We start from the raw sequence: 22296 nt of genomic DNA on the forward strand, positions 1-22296 counted from the left end.
GGGCGCGGCCGGATACCACACGAGGCCATGCGCACGACCGGATGAATCCGGCCGTGAGCGGGTTCAGGCGGCGAACGCCGCCAAGGCCTCGCGCAGATCGTCTGGGGTGACGTCCTCGGCTAGCGCAGCCACGGCCTGTCCGTCGACCACGACTTTGGTGCCCTCCACGGCGAACGCGGCACCCTGCTTGAGCGCGGACACGGCGCTGCCCGCCTCGCGCGGCGAGGCGAAGCCCTCGCCCTGCAGCAGCAGCCTGCCGTCGGCCGCGACCAGCTTGAAGTGGAAGCGGCCATCCGCCTCGCGGTACTGCTTGAACTGCGGTAGCGCGGCCTTGGCCTTTTCCACCGCGGCGGGCCTGGCGACCGCGGCCAGGTTGCGCAGGCCGACGGCGTGGCGCAGTTCGGCCAGGAAGGGCGTCGCGATCGCGCGCGCCTTGGCCGCGCCTTCGTGCAGATGCTTCTCGATGCGCGCCGGCTCGGCGATCAAGGCCTGGTAGTGCTCGCGCATCGGCGCCACGGTGGCCTCGATCTTCTCGAACAGCGCCTGCTTGGCCTCGCCCCAGGCGATGCCTTCGTCGAAGGCGGTGCGCATGGCACGGGTTTCCTCGGCGGTGGCGAAGGCCTGGTAGAGCTCGAACAGGGCCGAGCCGTCTGCGTCCTTGGGCTCGCCCGGTGCCTTCGAGTCGGTGACGATGGAGAAGATCAGCTTCTTCAGTTCGGCCGGCGTGGCGAACAGCGGGATGGTGTTGTCGTAGCTCTTGCTCATCTTGCGGCCGTCCAGCCCGGGCAGGGTGGCGACCGAGGCGTCGATGGCTGCCTCCGGCAGCACGAAATGCTCACCGTAGAGGTGGTTGAAGCTGCCGGCAATGTCGCGCGCCATCTCGATGTGCTGGATCTGGTCGCGCCCGACCGGCACCGAGTGCGCCTTGAACATCAGGATGTCGGCCGCCATCAGCACCGGGTACATGTAAAGGCCCATGTTGACGCCGGCATCCGGATCCACGCCGTCGGCGGTGTTCCTGTCCACAGCCGCCTTGTAGGCGTGGGCGCGGTTGAGCAGACCCTTACCGGCGACGCAGGTCAGCAGCCAGGTCAGTTCGGGGATCTCGGGAATGTCGGACTGGCGGTAGAACCACACGCGGTCGGTGTCGAGTCCGGCCGCGAGCCACGTGGCGGCGATCTCCAGCGTCGAGCGCTGCACCCGCAGCGGATCGGTGGTCTTGATCAGCGCGTGGTAGTCGGCCAGGAAGTAGAAGCTCTCCACACCCGGATGGCGGCTGGCGGCGATGGCCGGGCGGATGGCGCCGGCGTAATTGCCGAGGTGGGGCGTGCCCGAGGTGGTGATCCCGGTGAGGACGCGCTGGACAGTCATGGATCGCTCCGGCGGAAACTGGACAAAGACCGCGAGTTTAACGGCTTCCGCCTGCCCGGATAAGGCGCGTGATGCGCTCATCCGACATGCGCCGGTCGCGAACCTGGGCTATGGTCATGTCCGCAGCACGACGCGAAGCGCGGAACAAGCGCGCGCATTCGGTGACGAAGTTCCTTGCCCCGCGACAAGCGGGTCACGGAACACCCCTCCCGCAACCCCCGACAACGACAAGGACTGCCGCCGCATGCTCGACACCCTCACCAACCTGGACTGGATCGACACCTATGCCCTGCCCTGGGGCATCAACCTGTTGTTCGCGCTCGGCACCTTCATCGTCGGCCGCTGGGTCGCTCTCGGCGTGGTCGCCGTGGCGCGCAAGGTGCTCACGCACGCCAAGCTCGACCTGATCCTGGTGAACTTCATCCTGTCGATCCTGCAGGGCGTGCTGCTGCTGGTGGTCATCATCGCCGCGCTCGACCGCCTGGGCGTCGACACCACCTCGCTGGTCGCGCTGATCGGTGCGGCGGGCCTGGCCATCGGTCTGGCGCTGCAGGACTCGCTGAAGAACTTCGCCGCCGGGGTGATGCTGATCGTGTTCCGCCCGTTCAAGGCCGGCGACTTCGTCGAGGCCGGCGGCACCTCGGGCGTGGTCGAGAAGATCAACATCTTCAGCTCCACCTTCCGCACCGTCGACAACCGCGAGATCATCGTCCCCAACGGCGCGATCTATTCGGGCGTGATCACCAACTTCTCGGCGCGCGCGACGCGACGCATCGATCTGTTGTTCGGCATCAGCTACGACGACGATATCCGCAAGGTCAAGGGCATCATCGAGCAGGTGCTGAAGGACGACCCGCGCGTGCTGGCCGACCCCGCGCCCTTCATCGGTGTCGCCGACCTCGCCGACAGCAGCGTCAACATCCACGTCCGGCCGTGGGTCGCCACTGCGGATTACTTCGATACGATGTGCGACCTCAAGGAAAAGGTGAAGATCGCCTTCGACGAGAACGGCATCACCATTCCCTATCCGCAGGTGGACATGTACCAGCATGTGATCCAGGTGCCGGCCACGCCGGTGGCCGAAGCCGGAAACGGCGCCTGAGCGCGACCACCGGCCCTACCCGCCACGCCCGCCCTCGAGGCGGGCGTTTGCGTTCATCCACACTCAGTTTTCGCGCGCCGCACCACGCCGCCACAGCGGCGCCAGCGCGATCAGCCCCAACACCGGCCCGGGCAGCAGCACCCAGGCGACGCGGTCGCCGATCAGCGGCCACAGCCGGGTGGTGAGTTCGATCGAGCCCATCGTGATGGCAAAGCCGATCGCATTCTGGAAGGCCAGTGCGCTACCCACGCTCTCGGGCGGGCACGCGCGTGCCGACAGTGCGGAGAAATGCGGCGAATCGGCCACCACGCTCGCGCCCCACACCAGCATGAGCGCCGCCAGCAACAGCGGCGGCCAGCCAGTGGCGAGCGGATAGACCGCGCAGCACAGCGCGGACGTCGCCAGCGCCAACGCGGCCACGCGCGCACTGCCGATGCGCCGGCTTAGCCACCCGCCCAGCACGCAGCCCAAGGCGCCGATGCCGATCACCGCAAACGCCGGACCCGACGGCGAACCCGCCTCGGTGCCTCGTGCGGCGACGACCAGCAGCGGCACCAGCGTCCAGAAGGCGTACAGCTCCCACTGATGGCCGAAGTACCCCAACGCCGAAGCGCGAAAGCGGGGCTCGCGCATGGCGTACAGGCCCTCGCCGAGTCGCAGCCGCGGCGCGCCCGGCCGCCGCGCCAGATGCGGCCCGTCGCCCAGCGCGAAGATCATCACCGCGGCCAGCAGCGCCAGCACCGAGGACACCAGAATGGTCGCCTGCCACCCCCAGCCGGCATCGAGCATGCGCACCCCGTGCGGCAGCGCGGTACCGAGGGTCAGCATGCCGACCAGCCAGGCCAGGGCCGCCCCAGCCTGCTGCGGCACCCAGCTCACCACCAGCTTCATGCCCAGCGGATAGACACCGGCGAGCGACAGCCCGACCGCGAAACGCCACGCCAGTCCGTCCGCCAGCCCCTGCGCCAGCAGCGCGAAGCCGGCATTGGCGCCCGCGCCGAGCACCGCGCAGACGGCGAAGATGCGGCTGGCGGCAAAGCGGTCGGCCAGGCCACTGAGCGAGAAGCCCAGCGTGCCGAGGATGAAGCCGAGCTGCACGGCATTGGTCAGCCGGCCGATGTCCGCCGGCTGAAGCGCCCAGGTCCGCATCAGGTCGTCGCCGGCGCTGTTGGCGGAGAACCACAGCGAGGTGCCGAAGAGCTGTGCGACGACGATCAGGAACAGGGGCGGCAGACGCACGGGCGACGGTGGGGACGGGATGGTCATGGGCAGCCAGTCTGCAGGCGGCGAACACCCGATTCAAGGGCCATGCATGACGCGCCGCAGCAGCTGGCCGACGCGAAACACGCACCACCAACACTCGCCGCCACGGCACCGTCACGATGTCGGGACGCCTTCACGCCCCTCTTCCGCGCGATCGGGATACCATTGCGCCTGCGCAAAAGGACGCATGCACAATCGCATGCGCCCTCGCCCTTTTGATCACTCAGCGTCGATTCCATCGTGAGCCTGCCCTCCCCCGAACGCCCCCGCGTGCCGACCATTACCATCGGCCTGCGCCCCCATCACACGACCACCCCGCTCCAGCCCGCCACCGCCGACGCGCCCGCCGTGACATCGCCTGTCGGCATGCTGCTGGCGACGATGTACGCCGCCCCCGACGGCGCGGCGGTGTTCGAGTTCAAGCTCGAGGACAGCCGCCTCGAGGCTCTGCGCCTTCCGGCCGCGACCGAGCCCGGTTCGGCGGACGAACTGTGGCGGCAAACCTGCTTCGAAGTCTTCATGGGCGTGAAGGGCGAACCGGGCTACCGCGAGTTCAACTTCTCGCCGTCCGGGCGGTGGGCCATCTACGATTTCCGCGCCTGCCGCGAACGCAATGAGGACTACGCTGCGGACGCGGCGCCCGAGATCCGTTTCGCGCAGGACGGCGACGCCGCCTGGCTCGAGGCACGCGTGCCGTCGGCAGCGCTGCCCGCGGTGCCGCCGGGCACCGAACTCGAGATCGGCCTCGCCGCGGTGATCGAGCGCAATGGCGGCGAACTGGAGTACTGGGCCGTGCAGCACGTCGCCGACCAGCCCGATTTCCACGCCCGCGACAGCTTCGTGCTGATGCTGAAGACCTGGGTCGAGCCGGACGACAGGAAGTGATGCCCTCGATCCGCTTCGGCCTCGACCGCCTGCTCGCCGACCCCGCGCTGCGCCGCCCGCTGGCGGGCAAGCGCGTCGCCCTGCTCGCCCACCCCGCCTCGGTGACGCGCGCGCTGACACATTCGCTCGATGCCCTGGCCGCGCTGCCCGACATCACGCTGTCAGCCGCCTTCGGCCCACAGCACGGCCTGCGCGGCGACAAGCAGGACAACATGGTGGAGTCGCCCGACTACACCGATCCGCTACTGGGCATCCCGGTGTTCAGCCTGTACGGCGAGGTGCGTCGCCCTACCGCGGCGATGATGGACAGCTTCGACGTGCTGCTGGTCGACCTGCAGGACCTCGGCTGCCGCATCTACACCTTCATCACCACGCTGCGCTACGTGCTGGAAGAAGCGGCGAAGCACGGCAAGTCGGTGTGGGTGCTGGACCGCCCCAACCCCGCCGGCCGGCCGGTAGAAGGCACGACCTTGCGCGCCGGCTGGGAGAGCTTCGTCGGCGCCGGCCCCCTGCCGATGCGCCACGGTCTGACGATGGGCGAACTGGCGCGCTGGTTCGCCGCCACACTTAAGCTCGACGTCGACTGCCACGTGGTCGAGATGGAAGGCTGGCAGCCCGCGGCTGCGCCCGGCTACGGTTGGCCGCTGGGTGAGCGCAGCTGGATCAACCCCAGCCCCAACGCACCCAACCTGTCGATGGCACGCGCCTACGCCGGCACCGTGATGCTCGAAGGCACGACGCTGTCCGAAGGCCGCGGCACCACCCGGCCGCTGGAGCTGTTCGGTGCGCCCGACCTCGACGCACGCGCGATCATCGCCGAGATGCACACGCTGGCGCCCGACTGGCTGCACGGCTGCATGCTGCGCGACTGCTGGTTCGAACCCACCTTCCACAAGCACGCCGGCCAGCTTTGCAACGGCGTGCAGATCCACGTCGAGGACCCGGCCCACTACGACCACGCCGTCTTCCGGCCGTGGCGGGTGCAGGCGCTGGCCTTCAAGGCGATCCGCCGGCTGTGGCCGGACTATCCGCTGTGGCGCGACTTCGGCTACGAGTACGAATTCGAGCGCCTGGCGATCGACCTCATCAACGGCTCGCCGCTGCTGCGCCAATGGGTGGACGACCCTGAGGCGGCAGCGGCCGATCTGGATGCGCTCGCCGGCGCCGACGAGATTGCCTGGCGGGAGGCGCGCCGCCCCTTCCTGCTCTATCCGGATTGATCGCCCACGCCCCTCAGCCTGCGGCCTGGCGCGCCTGCTGCAAGGCCGCGTCAAGATCGTCATAGAGGACCGCCGCAGGGAGCTGCGGTGCGCGCAGCCGTAGCAACTGCGCATGGATCGCCGGCGGCACGACCACGAACACCGCAATCGACTGCACCTTCAGGCGCTCGACCATGTCCTCCAGTGCGAACTGCGCCGAGAGGTCCATGAAGGGCACGCGGCTGCAATCGAACACCGCAGCACGGGTGCCGATGACCTCGTCGACGCGGTCGAGCAACTGGCTGGTGGAACCGAAGAAGAACGGTCCGCCGACCTCGACGACGCGCACCCCGCTCTCCAGGTCGGCCTCCGCCTCGCCCGCACCCGCGGCAGACTGCTCGTCACGCGGCAGCGGCCACACGCGCAGGCTCGCCTGCCGCGTCAGCTGGTGGATGATCAGCATCATCGACAGCATCACCCCGGCGCCGACCGCAACGATCAGGTCCACCAACACGGTGAGGCCGAAGACTGCCCCCATGACCATCACGTCGGTACGCGGTGCGGTGCGCAGCAGCTTCAGCATGCGGTAGTCGAGGATGTCCACGCCGACCTTCACCAGGATGCCCGCTAGCACCGCGAGCGGGATCTGGCTTGCCAGCGGCGCGGCCCCCAGCAGCAGCGCAAGCAGGAACAGCGCATGCACCACGCCCGACAGGCGCCCGCGCCCGCCGGACTTGATGTTGACCACCGTGCGCATCGTCGCGCCCGCACCCGGCAGACCGCCGACGAAGGCGCACAGCATGTTGCCGACGCCCTGGCCGATCAGCTCGCGATCGGAGTCGTGGCGCGTGCGGGTGATGGAATCCGCCACCAGCGAGGTCAGCAGGCTGTCGATGGCGCCCAGCACACCCAGCGTGACGCCCAGCACCATGATCGTGGTCCAGGCCTCGACCGAGAAGGCCGGCAACTGCAGCTCCGGCAGCCCCATCGGGATGTGGCCGATCACGGGCACGTCGAAACCCGCCGTCACCGACAGCGCGGTCATCGCGATCAGCGCCACCAGCGGGGCCGGCACGAGGCGGCTGACGGCCATCGGCGTACGGAACACCAGCACCAGGGTCAGGAAGGACAGCAGCAGCGCCTGCGCATCGAGTCCGACGAGCGTCTTCGGCAGCGCGATCACCGCGGCCAGCGGCGAGGCCAGCGGCCCCACGCCAAGCAGCGGCGCGATCTGCAACAGGATGATGATGGTGCCGATGCCGCTCATGAAGCCGGACACCACCGGATAGGGAATGAAGCGGACCAGGCCCCCCGCCTTCAGCAGACCAAGCCCGACCTGCACCAGACCGCCGACCAGCACCGCGCCGAGCGCCATCGCAAGGTCGCCACCGAGCGCGACCAGCGCCGACGCGAACACGACCGTCATCGGCCCGGTTGGGCCGGAGATCTGCATCCGCGTGCCGCCCAGCAGAGCAGCCGCCAACCCGAGCGCAATCGCCCCATACAGGCCCGCCGCCGCACCGGCACCGGATGCCACGCCAAAGGCGAGGGCCAGCGGCAGGGCAACCACGCCGGCCGTCAGGCCACCGAACACGTCCCCCCGCACGCGGGAAAGGGCAAACGCACCACGCTCCATCGAAACTCCGTTTCAATGCATGGCCGTGCGGGACCGGCCGACGATGGGTGGTGCTGTCTCCCCCGCTGTCGTTTTATCGCAAAGATGTGCGAAAAATGCTGCGCGGGCAAGTCCCATTCGCTAACGGGCGCCGAGATAGGCGAACTTGCGCTCGTAGTCGAGGCTCATGCCGTAGGGGAAGGCCTCGTATCGATGGCACCGCACGGTGGGAACCGCCGCCGCTGGCTGCTCGCACTGCTCGCCCACCAGCGCAGCCAGCGCCTCGGCCATGGCCTGCGGGTCGACCGCGGCATCGCGCCGCAACTGCACTTCCCACACTGGTGCAGGCTCGCCCGCGAAGACGCGGAACGCCCCGGAGAGCAGGTCCGCCAGCTCGGGGCGGCGATAAAGCAGCGACTTGAAATGGTCGACGTGCCAGCGCGCGTCGATCCAGTCGCGCTTGCGGCCCAGCATGGCGATCATCGGCAGGGGCTGCGCACGCAACCGCACCCTCACGTCGGCCGGCACAACGGCGTAATCATCCTCCGTCAGCCAGCGCGCGAGATCACCCGTACAGTAGCGGATCAAGGGAATCGTCGCCTTGGCGTCGAGCACGGTGATCACCAGCTCGCCCACGCCATCGGCGTCGGGCGCATGGATCTCGACGAAGGTCCGCAGCGGGTCATAGCAGAAGAACACCGGCAACACGGCGCCCGGATCGCGCCGATGATGCGCCCTTCGCAGGGCAATCGTCTCACGGGTCTCGAAGAACAGGTTCAGGCCGAGTTCGCCCGCCCCCATCGAACTGCCGATCAGGGGGTCGTCGGCGCCGGCGCCATCGACCTCGGCGTGCAACCTGCCAGCGACGTAGCTGCGGAAATCCTCGGAAAAGGTCTCCTCGCCGAGGATCACATTGGTCCGGATGCCCGACCAGTCGAAGCCCTGCTGCTGCGCATGGTCGAGCAGGCGCTTGAAGAACAGGGGATCGACGCACAGGATCAGCTGCTCGTACAAGGGCATCGCCTGGCGCACGATCGCCAGCGCCATGTCCTCGCGCACGCTGACGTTCGCCACCGTGACGGTACGGGAGGTGAACACCACGCCCATCGGCAGGCAATTGACGAGCAGGGTACTACGTTCGTCGATGCCGAAGGCGAGCTGCAGCCCGAGGTCGATCGCGCCGGCGCTCGCATCCATCTGCGCCCGCGTGCTCATGCCGAAACCGAAGGTCTTCCCGCCCTGCCCGGAGCTCGTCAGAACGCCCGCGATGGACGACAGCGGAATGTCCTCCGCGAGGAGCTCCGTGATCGTGAAGCGGCCAAAGGTATTCGCCTTGTCGAGCAGCGGAGCGCGGGTGACGATGTCCTGGGCCGACAGTGCGGCGGATCCGGCAAGGCCGGCCTCGGCGAGCAGTGTCCGGTAGGCCGGCGACACGCGCGCCGCGCGCTCAAAGCAGCGCTCGAGGCGTCCGCGCGACAGATCCAGCAGCTTGTCCGGCTTCTGCCTCGACAACTGCTGCAGCATGAACCTGCGCCCGAAGCGGCGCAGCTGGGAAAGCGGTGACATGACCTCGCCCCTCACTCGACACGACGCTCATCGCACACGACGCCGTCGCCACCAGGCGCCTCGCGTCGCCGGTCAGGCCGAGGCGCTCAGGGCCCGTACTGGAACCAGTCGAGCAACTCGGGCTTGGTCACCTTGAGCCTGTCCTCGATCTCCTTGAGGTCCGCGAGGTAAGGCGTGACCGGCCCGTAATAGTCGCGCTCGGCACCAATCGGCACGAAGATGAAATCGAACCGGGCCAGCGCGCGCGCGAGCGGCCGCTCCATCGCCGCATACCAGTAGCGGATGCCCTTCTCGCGACTGTACCGGTACATCTGACGATACAGCCCCAGCACCACGACCGGGGCGTTCGTCCGGCGCCCCTGACCACTGTCCGCCGCATCGCCATCGGCGGTGTTCACGCCGAACCAGGTGTCGCCGGTCCTGCGGCGATAGTCCTTCTTGACCGCGAGACGCGAAACCTCCGCCGTCAGTTCGGGCGCAGGCAACGCAACGTCGTCGAACACCGGGCAATGGCTCACGAAGGGAAACGGCTCGCCCTGTGCGCCCAATACCAGCCGTGCTGTGCCGACGACCGCGCCATCGACATTGTGAGCCGCGAAATGCGCCGATCGCGCGTCGAACTCGTCGCTCTCGAGCCCTGCAGGGTACTCAGCCGGCGGCAGGAATCCGCATTCGAGACAGTAAGTCTGGTAACGCAGGGCGTAGATCTCGACGAGTTCCTGCTCTCGGCAGCCCACTTCATAGGTGTGCATGGAAAAATATCTCGTCAATGCATCAAAAATGGCATTTCCAGTGGATTCCATGGCACACCCCGCCTTCAGTCTCAGTGGACAAGCAGAGGTTAACACGCGCGGCAACACCCGACACACAGGGAGAGGCGCAAAAAGAATGGAATCCGGTCGACAGGCAAAGGAAATGCGTCACAAATCCGCGTGATTTTAGGTCTTCAGACCGAGAATGCATTTGGCCAAGTGTAAGAAGCTGCGTCACTCGCGCCTCTCGGCCATGACGACCGCACTGGTCAGTGTCGGTTTTTTTTACACAGACACCCAATACGATCTCAAGCATAGACATTAAGCCATTGTTTTTTATCTAAAAACATATGATGGCACGCTCGATGCATGACGATTCGCGGCAGATGCCGGACTTCCTGACGGAGGGAATCATGAGAATCGCACTCAAGCCCGCAATCGGCGCGACAATGATTGCACTCGCAGCGATGAGCGGTGCCGCAAACGCAGCACCGCTGACGCAACTCCACTTCACCCAAGCGTCGGCCTACGACCCGACCTCGCTTGATTTCGATAATTCGCAGGGGCTAGTGCCGGCATTCAGCGATTCAAACAGGACATTTTCGTGGACTTCTACTCTCAGCGGCACCACAAGCAGCCTGACGATCGAATCGTATAATTCGGGGCAAACCGAAGCGGCAGCGGGTGATGCCAACGGAGAATGGAATGCTGGTGAGTGGTTCCGGATTGACCAGTTGATCCAGCGCAACCAAGTTCTGTCAGTTCCCGGCGGCGTGCCTGTCCCGAATCCGTTGTGGATCGCTGACATCATTGGCACTTTCGCTGTGTATCAGAACGCTGACTTCAGCAACGCGCTGCTACCAGGCGGTAGCGACACGACCACCACAACACTCAAGTACTGGGAAACTCTCAACGAGGACAACTTGGACCAGTGTGACGGACCGACTCCGCTGGGCTCACTTTGTGACGATGAGTACACCGTGCTAGCCCTATCGCTTGCACCGCTGTCGTTCATCCTCGACGACTACATATATGAGATCTCGTTCCGTCTCGAACCGGGCGCTGGCACAACCGTTTGTGTTAAGGATGCCCTCTCGCCGGAATGCGAGGCAGCGGGCGTGACATTTGATGCCGACGAGTTGATTAAGGTCTATGCAGCCGAGCAAGAGCAAAGCAACCTGTTCGTTGCCGCCGCCTGGACTGCCACCCAGATTCCCGAACCGGGCGTTCTCGGCCTGCTTGGCATCGGCCTGATGGGCATGGGCCTGAGCGCTCGTCGTCGCAAGGCGACTGCCGCCTGACTCAACCCGGGAAGTGTCGGCCGCAGGCTAGCGCGCGGCGACGGCATCTGAAACGAAACGGCTCCTGGAATCGGGGGCCGTTTCTTTTTCCGGGGCGGGTTGCCGCGTGCGCATGAGCAGCGATTTTCCTCTTTCCCTCCACGCCGACAGGGGATAAAAGGAAGATCTCCGCCACCCGCCCAGAGACAGTCCCATGATGAAGCACGGCCTCCAGATCTTTGCCTGCAACGCCAGCCGCGAGCTCGCCAGCGAGATCTGCCACCGCCTCGGCATCCGCCTTGGCCAGCTCGACATTTCGCGTTTCTCCAACGACAACCTGCGGGTACAGATCCAGGAGAACGTGCGCGAACGCGACGTGTATGTCGTGCAGTCCTTCACCGAGCCGGTCAGCGAACACATCATGGAACTGCTGATCACGCTCGATGCGCTGCGCAGCGCATCAGCCCAGCGCATCACGGCAGTGATCCCGTACTACTCCTACGCGCGCTCGGACAAGAAGGACGCGCCCCGCATCTCGATCACGGGCCGGCTGATCGCCGACATGCTGAAGACCGCCGGCGCCGATCGTGTGCTGACGATGGACCTGCACGCCGACCAGGTTCACGGCTTCTTCAGCGTACCGGTCGACCACCTCACCGCCATCCCGGCGATCGCCGAGCACTTCCGCCGTCACTACGACCTGTCGAACATGGTCGCGGTGGCCACCGACGCCGGCGGCGCCAAGCGCGTGGGCCGCTTCTCGGAACGGCTCAGCATCCCGATGGCGATCATCGACAAACGCCGCGTCAGCGACACCGACGTCAAGCATGGCGAGGTGGTGGGCGACGTGCGCGGGCGCGACGTGGTGATCTTCGAGGACGAGATCTCGACCGGCGGCACGCTGGTGTCGACCGTGGCCACATTGAAGGCGGCCGGCGCGCGCAGCATCCACGCGGGTGCAGTGCACGGCGTGCTGTGCGGGCCGGCCATCGAGCGCCTGCGCGAGGCCGAGATCGACTCGGTGGTCATCAGCAATACCGTCGCTCTGCCGGTCGAGAAGCGCCTGCCCAAGATCACCACGCTGAGCGTGGCACCGCTGTTTGCAGCGGCGATAGAACGCATCCACGGCGGCCAGAGCGTCGGCGCACTGTTCGAGTGAAGGCCCGCCTTACCGGGTGCCCAGCCCATCAGGCGCCCTGCACCTAGTTCAAGCCTTCCGAGCGGCAGACGACAACACACTGCGCAATTTCGCACAAAGTCTTTGTTTTTCTAATTTTCGACACCCTATATTGTTTATGATTAATTAAATCTTTCGATCCCCCTTCAGTCTCCGGTGCCTGGCGCCGTTAGTAGCAATGGCACCTGGCTTGCCGGGGCATCCAATCACGTTCGCCGAGGTCATCATGGTCTGGTTCGACAATCTCAGGCTGCGCACGAAGCTGCTCTTCAATTTCGTTGCGTCGAGCGGCATCCTGATCGCCGCGATCATCATCTGCTACGTGCAGATCGACCGTATGGACGCGCTCTCGCACGAGATGTCGGAGCACACCCTGCCCTCGGTAACACAGGCCGCGAGCCTGAGCGAAGGCCGCATGCGCTATCGCATCCGCAGCCTCGAATTCATGCTTGCCGACAGTGCCGCGGAGCGCGAGAAGCTCGAGGCTTCGCTGGTCGACATCGACACCAAGCTCGCCAAGTCGATCGAGGACTACCGCCAGTTCGCTACGACACCCGAAGCCCGCGAGCTGCTCGACGCCTTCGGCAAGGCTGTTGGCGAGTATCGCAACGCCGTGATGGCCTCGGTGAAGCTCGTCAAGGACGGCCGCGAATCCGAGGCCGTGCAGTTGCAGAAGACGGAATGGTTCGCGGCCGGTTCGCGTGTCGCGGCCACCACGAGCGCTCTGCTCAAGCACATCAATGAGCAGGGCGACAAGGTTCGCGATGCCAGTGCCCAGGCCGCCGTCCACGCCGAGCGGATTGCAATCGGCGCACTGGTGATCGGCACTCTGGTGGCCGGTCTGCTCTCGGTTCTCCTGGCACGCCGGATCGGCTCGCGCCTGAATCGTGTCGTCGCGGTGGCGAGCGAGATCGCCGCCGGCCGCCTGGCCTCCCAGGCAGTCGGCAGCGGAGTGAGGAACACGGACGAGATCGGGGACCTGCAGGGCGCCATCGACGCCATGCGCGAATCGCTGCACGGTACCATCCGCGAAACCCGCGACGAGTCCATGCGGCTGTCCGAGTCCGCTACAGGACTGGGCGCGGGCGTAGCCCACCTCGAAGCCAGCGTCGATGCGCAGAGCACGGCCGCCTCCAACATTGCGGCCCGCGTCGAGGAAGTCACGGTGTCGATCGGCGAGGTTGCCAACCGTACCAACGACGCCAGCGCCGCGGCGCGGGAGTCCGATACCAAGGCGCGCGATGGCCGTGAAGTCTTGCGCAAGCTCGAGCACGAGATCGACCGTGTTGCCGACGTGGTGCGAACGGCGTCGGAAGGCATCGGCAACCTCGCCGAAGACTCCAAGAAGATCTCCGCGATCGTGAACGTCATCAAGGAGATCGCCGACCAGACCAACCTGCTGGCCCTCAACGCGGCGATCGAAGCGGCCCGCGCGGGCGAACAGGGCCGCGGCTTCGCGGTGGTGGCTGACGAGGTCCGCAAGCTGGCCGAACGCACGTCGCACTCGACGGGCGAGATCACCGAGATGGTCGGTACCATCCAGGCTTCGACCGCCCAGGTCGTCACCCGTATCGACGAGGGCGTGTCGGCCGTCGGCCGCAGCGTGGCCCACGCCCGCGACGCCGGCGAGAGCATCGAGTCGCTGCTCGCCATCGCACGCGAGGTCTCCGAGTTGATCAGCGACATCGACCTTGCGCTCCGGGAGCAGGCCGAAGCCTCGAACGACGTCGCGCGCACCGTCGAGCAGATCGCCAGCAACGCCGAGGAAATCCATACGGTCACCACCGAGACCAAGCGCTCGGCGGAGGCTCTGCAGGCCATGGCTGGCCGCATGCAAGGCAACGTGAGCCGCTTCAGTCTTTGAGCGCCGCACGTCCCGCCATGGCTGGCGGGGCGTTCAGTCGCCCGGCCGTGCCGAAACCAGCCAGTAGGTCACACCGAGCGCGAGCACGACGACGCCGATAGCGAACAGGTACATCGGCGCCAGCGCGGAGAGATCGAGCACGATCACCTTGCGCGCGATCGCCATCAGCGCGGTGGCGATCACCAGCTTCACGTGGATGACGTCGTCACGCAGGTAGAGCGTGATGTTGACGAAGATCTCGATCGCGATCAGCACCGCCAGGAAGGCGGCGAAGACGACGAAGATGTCATTGAGATCCAGCAGCAGGAAAGGCGGGGCGGACAGCTTCTCGTAGAGCACCAGGACGACGTCGGCCACGGTCCACAGGATCACCGCCACCATCAGCACCGCCAGCACCCGGATCGCCTGGCGGATGATCCAGTGCAGTCGGTCGATCAGCGGGTCATCGACGCGTTCGCCGAGGTGGTTGTCGTGGTCTGAACTGCGTGCGAGCTTCGTGCGTTCCATGTCGCCCCCCGATGCGTTCGCGGCACGCAGACCCGCATCCGGATGGGCCTGTGTGCCGCCAGCTTCAGTTCAGCGCCCCGCCTTTCGGGTACGCCCCCCACTTCTCCAGCGCGCGGGCGAGGACGTCGACCTCGGCAGAGGTCTCCACGCCGTCGGCGCTGACGATCTCCTGCATTGTCTGCAGCAGCGCCCGCTGCAGGGCCGGATCGGTAATGTCCTCGAGCAGGAGGTCGAGCACCTCGTCGGCCACCTTCAGCCGCACGCCGTCGAGGTAGTTTGCGCTCAACAGCAGATCGTCGCAGTACTCGCGCAGGATGCGCTCGAACTCGACCCGGCCGATGCTGAGGCGACGAGCGAGGTCGGCCTGCATCATGGCATCGAGCTCGTTGCGGTCCAGGCCGCCGTCGGCGAGCACGGTCAGGGCAAGCAGGCGGGCGGCCGCCGGGGTGCTGTCGGTTTCGTAGTGGCGCATGGTGCTGTCTCCTTTCTTGTGTCGGGATGGCTGCTGCGGCCCGGACAACCGGTTTGGCCCACCGGGGAGCGCTGCAGACAGCTGCAGACTAAAGGAGAAGCGAACGCCCAAAAAGTCGATCTCGATTAGCAATACAATCGATTTTTTCGACGGAACAAAGGGTGGTGCGGGATGACTGAACTCAACTACAAGCACCTGCGCTACTTCTGGACGGTGGCGCGCGTGGGCACGATTGCGGAAGCCGGCCGCCTGCTGAATCTTGCGCCACACTCGATCAGCGCCCAACTCGCCACGTTCGAGGCAGCTCTCGGTGTCAGCCTGTTCCGCCGTGCCAGGCGCCGGCTGGTCCTCACCGAAGCGGGCGAACGCATCCTGGGTCACGCCGAGAAAATCTTCGCGCTGGGCGATCAGATCGTCGACGTGGTGCGCGATGACAGCCTGCGCCGCAGCCTGCCGTTTCGCATCGGCATTCCCGATGCGATGCCCAAGTCCGTCATCTACCACCTGATCGAACCGGCGCTGCACGTCGAGCGCCCCGGCCGGCTGGTGTGCCGCGAAGCCCCGCTGGCGGAACTGCTCGCCGAACTGGCGGTGCATCGGCTCGACCTGGTGATCGCCGACCGTCCGGTGCCGCCCGAGGTCAGCGTGCGCGGCTACAGCACGCTGCTGAGCGAGAGCACGCTGACCGTGTTCGCCGCACCGGCACTGTCAGCGCAATTGGCCGACGGGTTTCCGGCCACGCTGGATGGGGCGCCCTTCCTGATGCCGGGCGAGGACGTCGCCCACCGTGGGGCACTGCTGCAATGGTTCGAGCGCGAGCGCGTGCAGCCCTCGATCGTGGCTGAATTCGACGACAGCGCGCTGATGAAATCCTTCGCCCAGGGAGGCGCCGGCGCCATCGTAGCGCCGACTTCGATTGCCGACTACGTCTGCCGGCAGTATGGACTGGAGGTGATTGGCGAGATCGACTCGGTGGTGAGCCAGGTCTATGCGATCACCACCGAACGCCGGCTATCGCATCCCGCCATGCAGGCGATCCGCGAGCAGGCCGGGAAGCTGGGCTGATGCCGGACCCGCTCAGGCCTGTTCCTGGCCTGCCTGTTGGGCGGCGATCTCGGCCCGCACCTGTTCCATGTCCAGGCCTCGCACGCCTTCGATGACCTGATTCAAGGCGCTGGCGGGCAGGGCGCCGGACTCGCGGAACACCATGATGCCCTCGCGGATCACCGCAATGGTCGGAATGGAGCGGATCTGGAAGGTCGCGGCCAGTTCCTGCTGGGCCTCGGTGTCGATCTTGCCGAAGACGATGTCCGGGTTGGCTTCGGAGGCCGCCTCGTAGGTAGGGGCAAAATTGCGGCAGGGGCCGCACCAGGCCGCCCAGAAGTCCAGGAACACGATCGGGTTCTTTTCCAGGACGTCGTTGAAGTTTTCGGCGGTGATTTCGAGGCTGGCCATGTCGGGCTCCTGGGGATTGAAGCCCAAGATGCTACCCGAGGCGGCGACGCACCCCAAGCACGAGCGACGCGGGGCGCGACGTTCAGTCGCTGCGGGGAGCGGCCTGCAGCACGACCGCGATGCGGTCGAAAAGCTGCGCGACGTTGAGCGGCTTGGTCAGGAAGTCGTCCATGCCCGCGGCAAAGCAGATCTGGCGATCCTCTTCGCGCGCGCTGGCCGTCATCGCCACGATCGGCACATGCCGACGCCCATTCTCGCGCTCGTGCGCGCGGATGCGGCGTGTGGCCTCGAGCCCGTCCATCACCGGCATCTGCAGGTCCATCAGCACCAGATCGAAATCCTGCTGCGCGCAGCGTTCGACCGCCTTCAGCCCGTTGTCGGCCACGGTCACCGCGTAGCCCTTGCGGCTCAGCAAGGCGACAGCCAGCTTCTGGTTGATCGGGTTGTCCTCGACCAGCAGGATGGTGCCGGCGCTGCCTGCTTGCGGCAGGTCGCCGGCCTGGCTCACCGGCCCGGTCGAGCTGGCCGGGGTCTCCGCCGGCGCGACCGGGCGGCGGAAACGGACGCTGAAGAAGAAGTGACTGCCGCGCCCGGGCTGGCTATCGACGCCGAGCGTGCCGCCCATCAGCTCGACCAGGCGGCGCGAGATGGTCAGCCCGAGGCCGGTGCCGCCATAGCGGCGCGAGGTCGAGCTGTCGGCCTGGGCGAAGGCGTCGAACACCAGCGTCTGCGCATCGGCCTCGATGCCGATACCCGTGTCGCGCACCGAAAAACCGATCACCACGTCATCCTCGGTCGCGTCGCTCAGCGAGGCCGACACGACCACTTCGCCGTGTGGCGTGAACTTGATCGCGTTGCCGATCAGGTTGGTCAGTACCTGCTTGAGCCGCAGCGCATCACCCACCACGCGGCGCGGCAGGTCGGGCGGAATCTCGAGCCGCAGGTCCAGCCCCTTGGCCTGCGCCGGCGCAGCCAGCACCTGGGTGGACAGGCGCAGCGTGTCGTGGAGGTCGAAGGACTCGCTCTCGATGTCGATCCGGCCGGCCTCGATCTTGGAAAAGTCGAGGATGTCGTTCAGGATGCGCAGCAGCGAATCGGCCGACGCCTGGATCATGAGCAGATGCTCGGGCACGTCCGGCGCACGCGGGTCCATCAGCGCGAGTTCGGTGAGCCCGATGATGCCGTTCATCGGCGTACGGATCTCGTGGCTCATGTTGGCCAGGAACTGGCTCTTGGTGCGGTTGGCGATCTCGGCCTGGTCGCGCGAGACCTGGAGTTCGGCAATCATGCGGCTGCGTTCGAGGCTGAGCTGGATCGCCTCGACCAGAATGGCCCGCAGGTTGTTGGCGCTGTTGATCACCGCGGCGATGAACACCAGCGACAGCACGATCAGGATCAGATCGGGCGGACCGCCATAGTCGAATGCGCAGATCACTCCGATCGGCAGCACCGACAGCATGACGTAGATCGTCAGCGCGCCGCGTGACGGGGCGAGCGTCGACACTGCACCTGCAATCGTGGCCGAGATCAGACCGGCGGTGAAAAAGCGGGCGCCATAGCCAGCTTCGATCATGAACAGCGCAGCCCCGACACCCCAGCCAATCCCTGCCAGCACCGCGCCCACCATGTAGCGCCGGAACCACAGATCGGTCTGTTCTACGCCCGGGGCGCAGGCGTAGAAGCGGCGCACCAACATCGCCCGACCGGCGCCCAGCAGCACCATGGCACCGGCCCAGACGAGCGCGGGCAGCAAGGCTGCACCAAACACGATGTTGCCGACCGCCAGCAAGGTCGCGACGGTGACGAGCACGCCCTGCGCAGGCAAGGCGTTGCGATAGAGCAGGCATACCGACTGGTGCCAGACGGCGGCATCCACTCGGTCGGTCGGTCCGGCAGGCGTCACGTCAGGCGGTTCCACGGAGCACGGAAATGATCGAGGCTAGCATGACCTCATTCTGCGCTCCGTGACCTGGTTCCGTAACGGCGCGATTACAGCAGCGGCGCCAGCCAGCGCGCCGCCTCCTCCACCTCCATGCCGGTGCGGCGCGCCCAGTCCTCGAGTTGGTCGCGGCCTATCCTGGGGATGGCGAAGTAATGGCTCTCGGGGTGAGCAAAGTAGAAGCCGCTCACCGCCGCCGCCGGGGTCATCGCATAGCTTTCGGTGAGGTCCATGCCGATGCGTTCGCGCGCACCTAGCAGCTCGAACAGCGGCCCCTTGACCGTGTGATCCGGGCAGGCCGGATAGCCCGGCGCCGGGCGGATGCCGCGGTACTGCTCGGCAATCAGCGCCTCGTTGTCGAGCGCCTCATCGGCCGCGTAGCCCCAGCATTCGCGACGCACGCGCTCGTGCAGCCATTCGGCGCAAGCCTCGGCCAGGCGGTCGGCCAGGCTCTTGAGCATGATCGCGTGGTAATCGTCGTGCGCCGCCTCGAACTCGGCGAGCTTGGCCTCGATGCCCAGGCCGGCGGTGACCGCGAAGGCGCCGATCCAGTCCGGCACGCCCGACTCCTTGGGCGCGACGAAGTCCGTCAGGCACCAGTGCGGCTTGCCCGCCGGGCGCTCGTGCTGCTGGCGCAGGCCGTGCCAGACCATGGCCAGGTGCTTGCGGTCCTCGCCGGTGTAGATCTCGATGTCGTCGCCGACCGCATTGGCCGGGAACAGGCCGAACACCGCCTTGGCCTGCAGCCAGTTCTCGGCGACGATCCTGTCCAGCATCGCCTTGCCGTCCGCGAACACGTTGCGCGCGGTCTCGCCCACCACCGCGTCGTCGAGGATGGCGGGGAAGCGGCCGGCGAGGTCCCAGGTCTGGAAGAAGGGGCCCCAGTCGATGTAGCTCACCAGCTCGCCCAGCTCGACATCGATCGCCTGCACGCCGAGCATGTTGGGTCGCGGGGGCTGGTAGGGCGTGAATCCGGCCTGGTGGGCAGTGCTGCACGCGGCCACGCGCTCGGCCGTCCAATCGGTACGGAAGGCGTTGGCGCGCGCTGCCTCGACACTCACCAGCTGCATGCCCTTCTTGCCGGCATGCAGGGCACGGATCTTCTCGTAGTCGGCGGCGACCTCGGCCTTGAAGGCTTCGCTCTGCCCCTCCGACAGCAGCGCGGTGACCACGCCTACCGCGCGCGAGGCGTCGGGCACGTACACGACAGGCTGGTCGTAGTGCGGCGCGATCTTGATCGCGGTGTGGTTGCGGCTGGTGGTGGCACCGCCGATCAGCAGCGGCACCTCGAAGCCCTGGCGCTTCATCTCGGCGGCAACGTGGGCCATCTCCTCCAGCGAGGGGGTGATGAGGCCGGACAGGCCGATGGCCTGCGCGCCATGTTCCTTGGCCGCCTCGAGGATCTTCGCCGCCGGCACCATCACGCCGAGGTCGATCACCTCGTAGCCGTTGCAGCCGAGCACCACGCCGACGATGTTCTTGCCGATGTCGTGCACGTCACCCTTGACCGTGGCCATGATGATGCGGCCCTTGCTGGTGGCGCCGGTGCGCAGCTTTTCCGCCTCGATGTAGGGAATCAGGTGGGCGACCGCCTGCTTCATCACGCGCGCCGACTTCACCACCTGCGGCAGGAACATCTTGCCCGCGCCGAAGAGGTCACCGACCACGCTCATGCCCGCCATCAGCGGGCCTTCGATGACCGCCAGCGGCGGCCTGCCCTCGGCCTCGAGCCTGGCACGCACCTCCTCGGTATCGGCGACAACGAACTCGGTGATGCCCTTGACCAGCGCGTGGCTCAGACGCTCCTCGACCGGCCACTCGCGCCAAGCCAGATCCTGCGCGGACTCCTTGGCCTGACCCTTCACCGTCTGCGCGAACTCGACCAGCGCCTCGCCCGCGCCCGGACGGCGGTTCATCACCACATCCTCGACCTTGTCGCGAAGCTCGGGTACGAGCTCGTCATACACGCCGAGCTGGCCGGCGTTGACGATGCCCATCGACAGGCCGGCCTTGATCGCGTGATACAGGAACACGGTGTGGATCGCCTCGCGCACCGGGTCGTTGCCGCGGAAGCTGAATGACACGTTCGACACCCCGCCCGAGGTCTTGGCGTAAGGCAGGTTCTCCTTGATCCAAGCCACGGCGTTGATGAAATCGACCGCGTAGTTGTCGTGCTCCTCGATGCCGGTGGCGATGGCGAAGATGTTGGGGTCGAAGATGATGTCTTCGGCCGGGAAGCCGGCGCCGCCTTCGGCCACCGGCTTGGTGAGCAGCTTGTAGGCGCGCTCGCAGATCTCGGTCTTGCGGCGGAAGGTATCGGCCTGGCCCTGCTCGTCGAAGGCCATCACGATCACCGCCGCGCCGTAGCGGCGCGCAAGGCGGGCCTGGCGCAGGAACTCGGTTTCGCCCTCCTTCATCGAGATCGAGTTGACCACGCCCTTGCCCTGGATGCACTTGAGGCCGGTCTCGATAACCGACCACTTCGACGAGTCGAGCATGATCGGCACGCGCGAGATGTCGGGCTCGGTAGCGATGAGCTTGCAGAACCGCTCCATGGCGGCGACCGAATCGAGCATCGCCTCGTCCATGTTGATGTCGATGACCTGGGCGCCGTTCTCGACCTGCTGGCGCGCCACCGCGAGCGCGTCGTCGAAGCGGCCCTCGAGGATCATGCGCGCGAAGGCCTTGGAACCAGTGACGTTGGTGCGCTCGCCCACATTGACGAACAGCGCGTCGCCGCCGACGTTGAAGGGCTCGAGGCCCGACAGGCGCAGCTTCTTCTCGATGGTGGGCACGACGCGCGGCGCGAGGCCCGCAACGGCTTCGGCGATCGCCGCGATGTGCGCCGGCGTGGTGCCGCAGCAGCCGCCGACGATGTTCACCAGGCCACTCTGCGCCCACTCGCGAATCTGGCTGGCGAGGTGCTCGGGCGTTTCGTCGTAGCCGGTGGGCGACAGCGGGTTGGGCAGGCCGGCGTTGGGGTGGGCGGACACGTGGGTGTCGCAGGCGTTGGACAGTTCCTCGACGTACTGGCGCAGCTGGTCGGCGCCGAGCGCGCAGTTGAGGCCGAAGCTGATCGGCTGCGCGTGGCTGAGTGAATTCCAGAACGCCTCCGCGGTCTGGCCCGACAGCGTGCGGCCTGAGGCATCGGTGATGGTCCCAGAGATCATCACCGGCACGCGCTGGCCGCCGCTTTTCTCAATCTCGTCGAAGAGCTTCTCGATCGCGAACACCGCGGCCTTGGCGTTGAGCGTGTCGAACACCGTCTCGATCAGCAGGATGTCGGCGCCGCCTTCGAGCAGGGCCTTGGCCGAGTCGTAGTAGTCGTCGGCGAGCGCATCGAAGCTGATGTTGCGGAAGCCGGGATCATTCACGTCGGGCGAGATCGACAGCGTGCGCGAGGTCGGTCCGAGCACGCCGGCGCAGTAGCGCGGCTTGGCGGGGTTCTTCGCGGTGTACTCGTCGCACAGCTCGCGCACCAGGCGCGCGCCCTCGACGTTGAGTTCGTAGGCCAGCGCCTCAAGCCCGTACTCCGCCTGCGACACGCGGGTGGCGTTGAAGGTGTTGGTCTCGATGATGTCCGCGCCGGCCTCGAGATAGGCGCGGTGGATGCCGACGATCACGTCCGGGCGCGTGAGCACCAGCAGGTCGTTGTTGCCCTTGAGATCCTTCGGATGGTCGAGGAAGCGATCGCCGCGGTAGTCCGCCTCGCCCAGCTTTTCCTGCTGGATCATCGTGCCCATCGCGCCGTCCAGGATCAGGATGCGGTCGGCGAGAAGCTGGCGAAGTTCGGCGGTACGGTCGGCTTGCATGGGTCTTACCTCGGTCGGTCAACGGTCGCCGGGCAAC

17 protein-coding genes are annotated in these 22296 nt (G+C 66.7%); 7 read left to right on the plus strand and 10 right to left on the minus strand.

What is annotated here, in order from left to right:
* Positions 1–63: 63 nt before the first annotated feature.
* On the minus strand, positions 64–1371 hold the full coding sequence (locus CGK74_RS03615; protein WP_094267132.1) for a tryptophan--tRNA ligase: 1308 nt from the start codon (positions 1369–1371) through the stop codon (positions 64–66).
* 244 nt (positions 1372–1615) lie between these two features.
* On the opposite strand from CGK74_RS03615, the gene CGK74_RS03620 reads away from it, so the two are divergent.
* A complete protein-coding gene (locus CGK74_RS03620) occupies positions 1616–2473 on the plus strand; it encodes a mechanosensitive ion channel family protein (protein ID WP_094267133.1) in 858 nt (285 codons plus the stop codon).
* A 63-nt stretch (positions 2474–2536) separates the two neighbouring features.
* Here the strand turns inward: CGK74_RS03620 and CGK74_RS03625 are convergent, their stop codons facing one another.
* Positions 2537–3739: an MFS transporter gene (locus CGK74_RS03625; RefSeq protein ID WP_240498606.1), complete on the minus strand. Its 1203-nt coding sequence runs from the start codon at positions 3737–3739 to the stop codon at positions 2537–2539.
* A gap of 237 nt (positions 3740–3976) precedes the next feature.
* On the opposite strand from CGK74_RS03625, the gene CGK74_RS03630 reads away from it, so the two are divergent.
* Both CGK74_RS03630 and CGK74_RS03635 read left to right on the plus strand, forming a co-directional pair.
* Positions 3977–4621 (plus strand): DOMON-like domain-containing protein, encoded by a 645-nt coding sequence (locus CGK74_RS03630; protein WP_240498607.1) that lies wholly within the window; start codon positions 3977–3979, stop codon positions 4619–4621.
* Positions 4621–5841 (plus strand): exo-beta-N-acetylmuramidase NamZ family protein, encoded by a 1221-nt coding sequence (locus tag CGK74_RS03635; RefSeq protein ID WP_094267136.1) that lies wholly within the window; start codon positions 4621–4623, stop codon positions 5839–5841. Before CGK74_RS03630 ends, CGK74_RS03635 begins: the two co-directional genes overlap by 1 nt.
* Positions 5842–5854: 13 nt before the next feature.
* Here the strand turns inward: CGK74_RS03635 and CGK74_RS03640 are convergent, their stop codons facing one another.
* From CGK74_RS03640 to CGK74_RS03650, 3 genes are all read right to left on the minus strand, one after another.
* Positions 5855–7456 carry a SulP family inorganic anion transporter gene (locus CGK74_RS03640; RefSeq protein ID WP_094267137.1) on the minus strand — a complete coding sequence of 534 codons (1602 nt, stop codon included), beginning with the start codon at positions 7454–7456 and terminating at the stop codon, positions 5855–5857.
* 120 nt (positions 7457–7576) lie between these two features.
* Positions 7577–9001 (minus strand): phenylacetate--CoA ligase family protein, encoded by a 1425-nt coding sequence (locus CGK74_RS03645; RefSeq protein ID WP_133091766.1) that lies wholly within the window; start codon positions 8999–9001, stop codon positions 7577–7579.
* 86 nt (positions 9002–9087) lie between these two features.
* Positions 9088–9804, minus strand: a complete 717-nt coding sequence (locus CGK74_RS03650; RefSeq protein WP_206186166.1) for a PEP-CTERM/exosortase system-associated acyltransferase — start codon at positions 9802–9804, stop codon at positions 9088–9090.
* A 362-nt stretch (positions 9805–10166) separates the two neighbouring features.
* Between CGK74_RS03650 and CGK74_RS03655 the strand changes: the two genes are divergently transcribed.
* The 3 genes from CGK74_RS03655 to CGK74_RS03665 all read left to right on the plus strand — a co-directional run bounded on the left by CGK74_RS03655 (position 10167) and on the right by CGK74_RS03665 (position 14074).
* Positions 10167–11054, plus strand: coding sequence for a THxN family PEP-CTERM protein (locus CGK74_RS03655; RefSeq protein WP_206186167.1), 888 nt, complete (start codon positions 10167–10169; stop codon positions 11052–11054).
* 193 nt (positions 11055–11247) lie between these two features.
* Positions 11248–12192 (plus strand): ribose-phosphate diphosphokinase, encoded by a 945-nt coding sequence (locus CGK74_RS03660; protein WP_206186168.1) that lies wholly within the window; start codon positions 11248–11250, stop codon positions 12190–12192.
* A 244-nt stretch (positions 12193–12436) separates the two neighbouring features.
* Positions 12437–14074 (plus strand): methyl-accepting chemotaxis protein, encoded by a 1638-nt coding sequence (locus CGK74_RS03665; protein WP_094267434.1) that lies wholly within the window; start codon positions 12437–12439, stop codon positions 14072–14074.
* A 33-nt stretch (positions 14075–14107) separates the two neighbouring features.
* Here the strand turns inward: CGK74_RS03665 and CGK74_RS03670 are convergent, their stop codons facing one another.
* Both CGK74_RS03670 and CGK74_RS03675 read right to left on the minus strand, forming a co-directional pair.
* Positions 14108–14581 (minus strand): phosphate-starvation-inducible PsiE family protein, encoded by a 474-nt coding sequence (locus tag CGK74_RS03670; protein WP_094267141.1) that lies wholly within the window; start codon positions 14579–14581, stop codon positions 14108–14110.
* 64 nt (positions 14582–14645) lie between these two features.
* Positions 14646–15053, minus strand: coding sequence for a TerB family tellurite resistance protein (locus CGK74_RS03675; protein WP_094267142.1), 408 nt, complete (start codon positions 15051–15053; stop codon positions 14646–14648).
* Between the two features lie 171 nt (positions 15054–15224).
* Here CGK74_RS03675 and CGK74_RS03680 point away from each other — a divergent pair, with 171 nt between their 5' ends.
* Positions 15225–16118 (plus strand): LysR family transcriptional regulator, encoded by an 894-nt coding sequence (locus CGK74_RS03680; RefSeq protein ID WP_094267143.1) that lies wholly within the window; start codon positions 15225–15227, stop codon positions 16116–16118.
* Between the two features lie 12 nt (positions 16119–16130).
* On the opposite strand, the gene CGK74_RS03685 is transcribed toward CGK74_RS03680, so the two are convergent.
* The 3 genes from CGK74_RS03685 to metH all read right to left on the minus strand — a co-directional run bounded on the left by CGK74_RS03685 (position 16131) and on the right by metH (position 22259).
* Positions 16131–16508, minus strand: coding sequence for a thioredoxin family protein (locus CGK74_RS03685; RefSeq protein WP_094267144.1), 378 nt, complete (start codon positions 16506–16508; stop codon positions 16131–16133).
* Between the two features lie 82 nt (positions 16509–16590).
* Positions 16591–18411 carry a response regulator gene (locus CGK74_RS03690; RefSeq protein ID WP_133091768.1) on the minus strand — a complete coding sequence of 607 codons (1821 nt, stop codon included), beginning with the start codon at positions 18409–18411 and terminating at the stop codon, positions 16591–16593.
* An 86-nt stretch (positions 18412–18497) separates the two neighbouring features.
* Positions 18498–22259, minus strand: a complete 3762-nt coding sequence (metH, locus tag CGK74_RS03695) for a methionine synthase (protein ID WP_094267146.1) — start codon at positions 22257–22259, stop codon at positions 18498–18500.
* Between the last annotated feature and the right edge of the window lie 37 nt (positions 22260–22296).

The sequence above is a fragment of the Thauera propionica genome (assembly GCF_002245655.1).
In the GTDB taxonomy this organism is placed as follows: domain Bacteria; phylum Pseudomonadota; class Gammaproteobacteria; order Burkholderiales; family Rhodocyclaceae; genus Thauera; species Thauera propionica.

Bases quoted from the DNA above. Each gene is read 5' to 3' on its own strand.
- CGK74_RS03615 (WP_094267132.1), bottom strand. From the start codon at position 1,371: ATGACTGTCCAGCGCGTCCTCACCGGGATCACCACCTCGGGCACGCCC.
- CGK74_RS03620 (WP_094267133.1), top strand. From the start codon at position 1,616: ATGCTCGACACCCTCACCAACCTGGACTGGATCGACACCTATGCCCTG.
- CGK74_RS03625 (WP_240498606.1), bottom strand. From the start codon at position 3,739: ATGACCATCCCGTCCCCACCGTCGCCCGTGCGTCTGCCGCCCCTGTTC.
- CGK74_RS03635 (WP_094267136.1), top strand. From the start codon at position 4,621: ATGCCCTCGATCCGCTTCGGCCTCGACCGCCTGCTCGCCGACCCCGCG.
- CGK74_RS03640 (WP_094267137.1), bottom strand. From the start codon at position 7,456: ATGGAGCGTGGTGCGTTTGCCCTTTCCCGCGTGCGGGGGGACGTGTTC.
- CGK74_RS03645 (WP_133091766.1), bottom strand. From the start codon at position 9,001: ATGTCACCGCTTTCCCAGCTGCGCCGCTTCGGGCGCAGGTTCATGCTG.
- CGK74_RS03650 (WP_206186166.1), bottom strand. From the start codon at position 9,804: ATGGAATCCACTGGAAATGCCATTTTTGATGCATTGACGAGATATTTT.
- CGK74_RS03655 (WP_206186167.1), top strand. From the start codon at position 10,167: ATGAGAATCGCACTCAAGCCCGCAATCGGCGCGACAATGATTGCACTC.
- CGK74_RS03660 (WP_206186168.1), top strand. From the start codon at position 11,248: ATGATGAAGCACGGCCTCCAGATCTTTGCCTGCAACGCCAGCCGCGAG.
- CGK74_RS03665 (WP_094267434.1), top strand. From the start codon at position 12,437: ATGGTCTGGTTCGACAATCTCAGGCTGCGCACGAAGCTGCTCTTCAAT.
- CGK74_RS03670 (WP_094267141.1), bottom strand. From the start codon at position 14,581: ATGGAACGCACGAAGCTCGCACGCAGTTCAGACCACGACAACCACCTC.
- CGK74_RS03675 (WP_094267142.1), bottom strand. From the start codon at position 15,053: ATGCGCCACTACGAAACCGACAGCACCCCGGCGGCCGCCCGCCTGCTT.
- CGK74_RS03680 (WP_094267143.1), top strand. From the start codon at position 15,225: ATGACTGAACTCAACTACAAGCACCTGCGCTACTTCTGGACGGTGGCG.
- CGK74_RS03685 (WP_094267144.1), bottom strand. From the start codon at position 16,508: ATGGCCAGCCTCGAAATCACCGCCGAAAACTTCAACGACGTCCTGGAA.
- metH (WP_094267146.1), bottom strand. From the start codon at position 22,259: ATGCAAGCCGACCGTACCGCCGAACTTCGCCAGCTTCTCGCCGACCGC.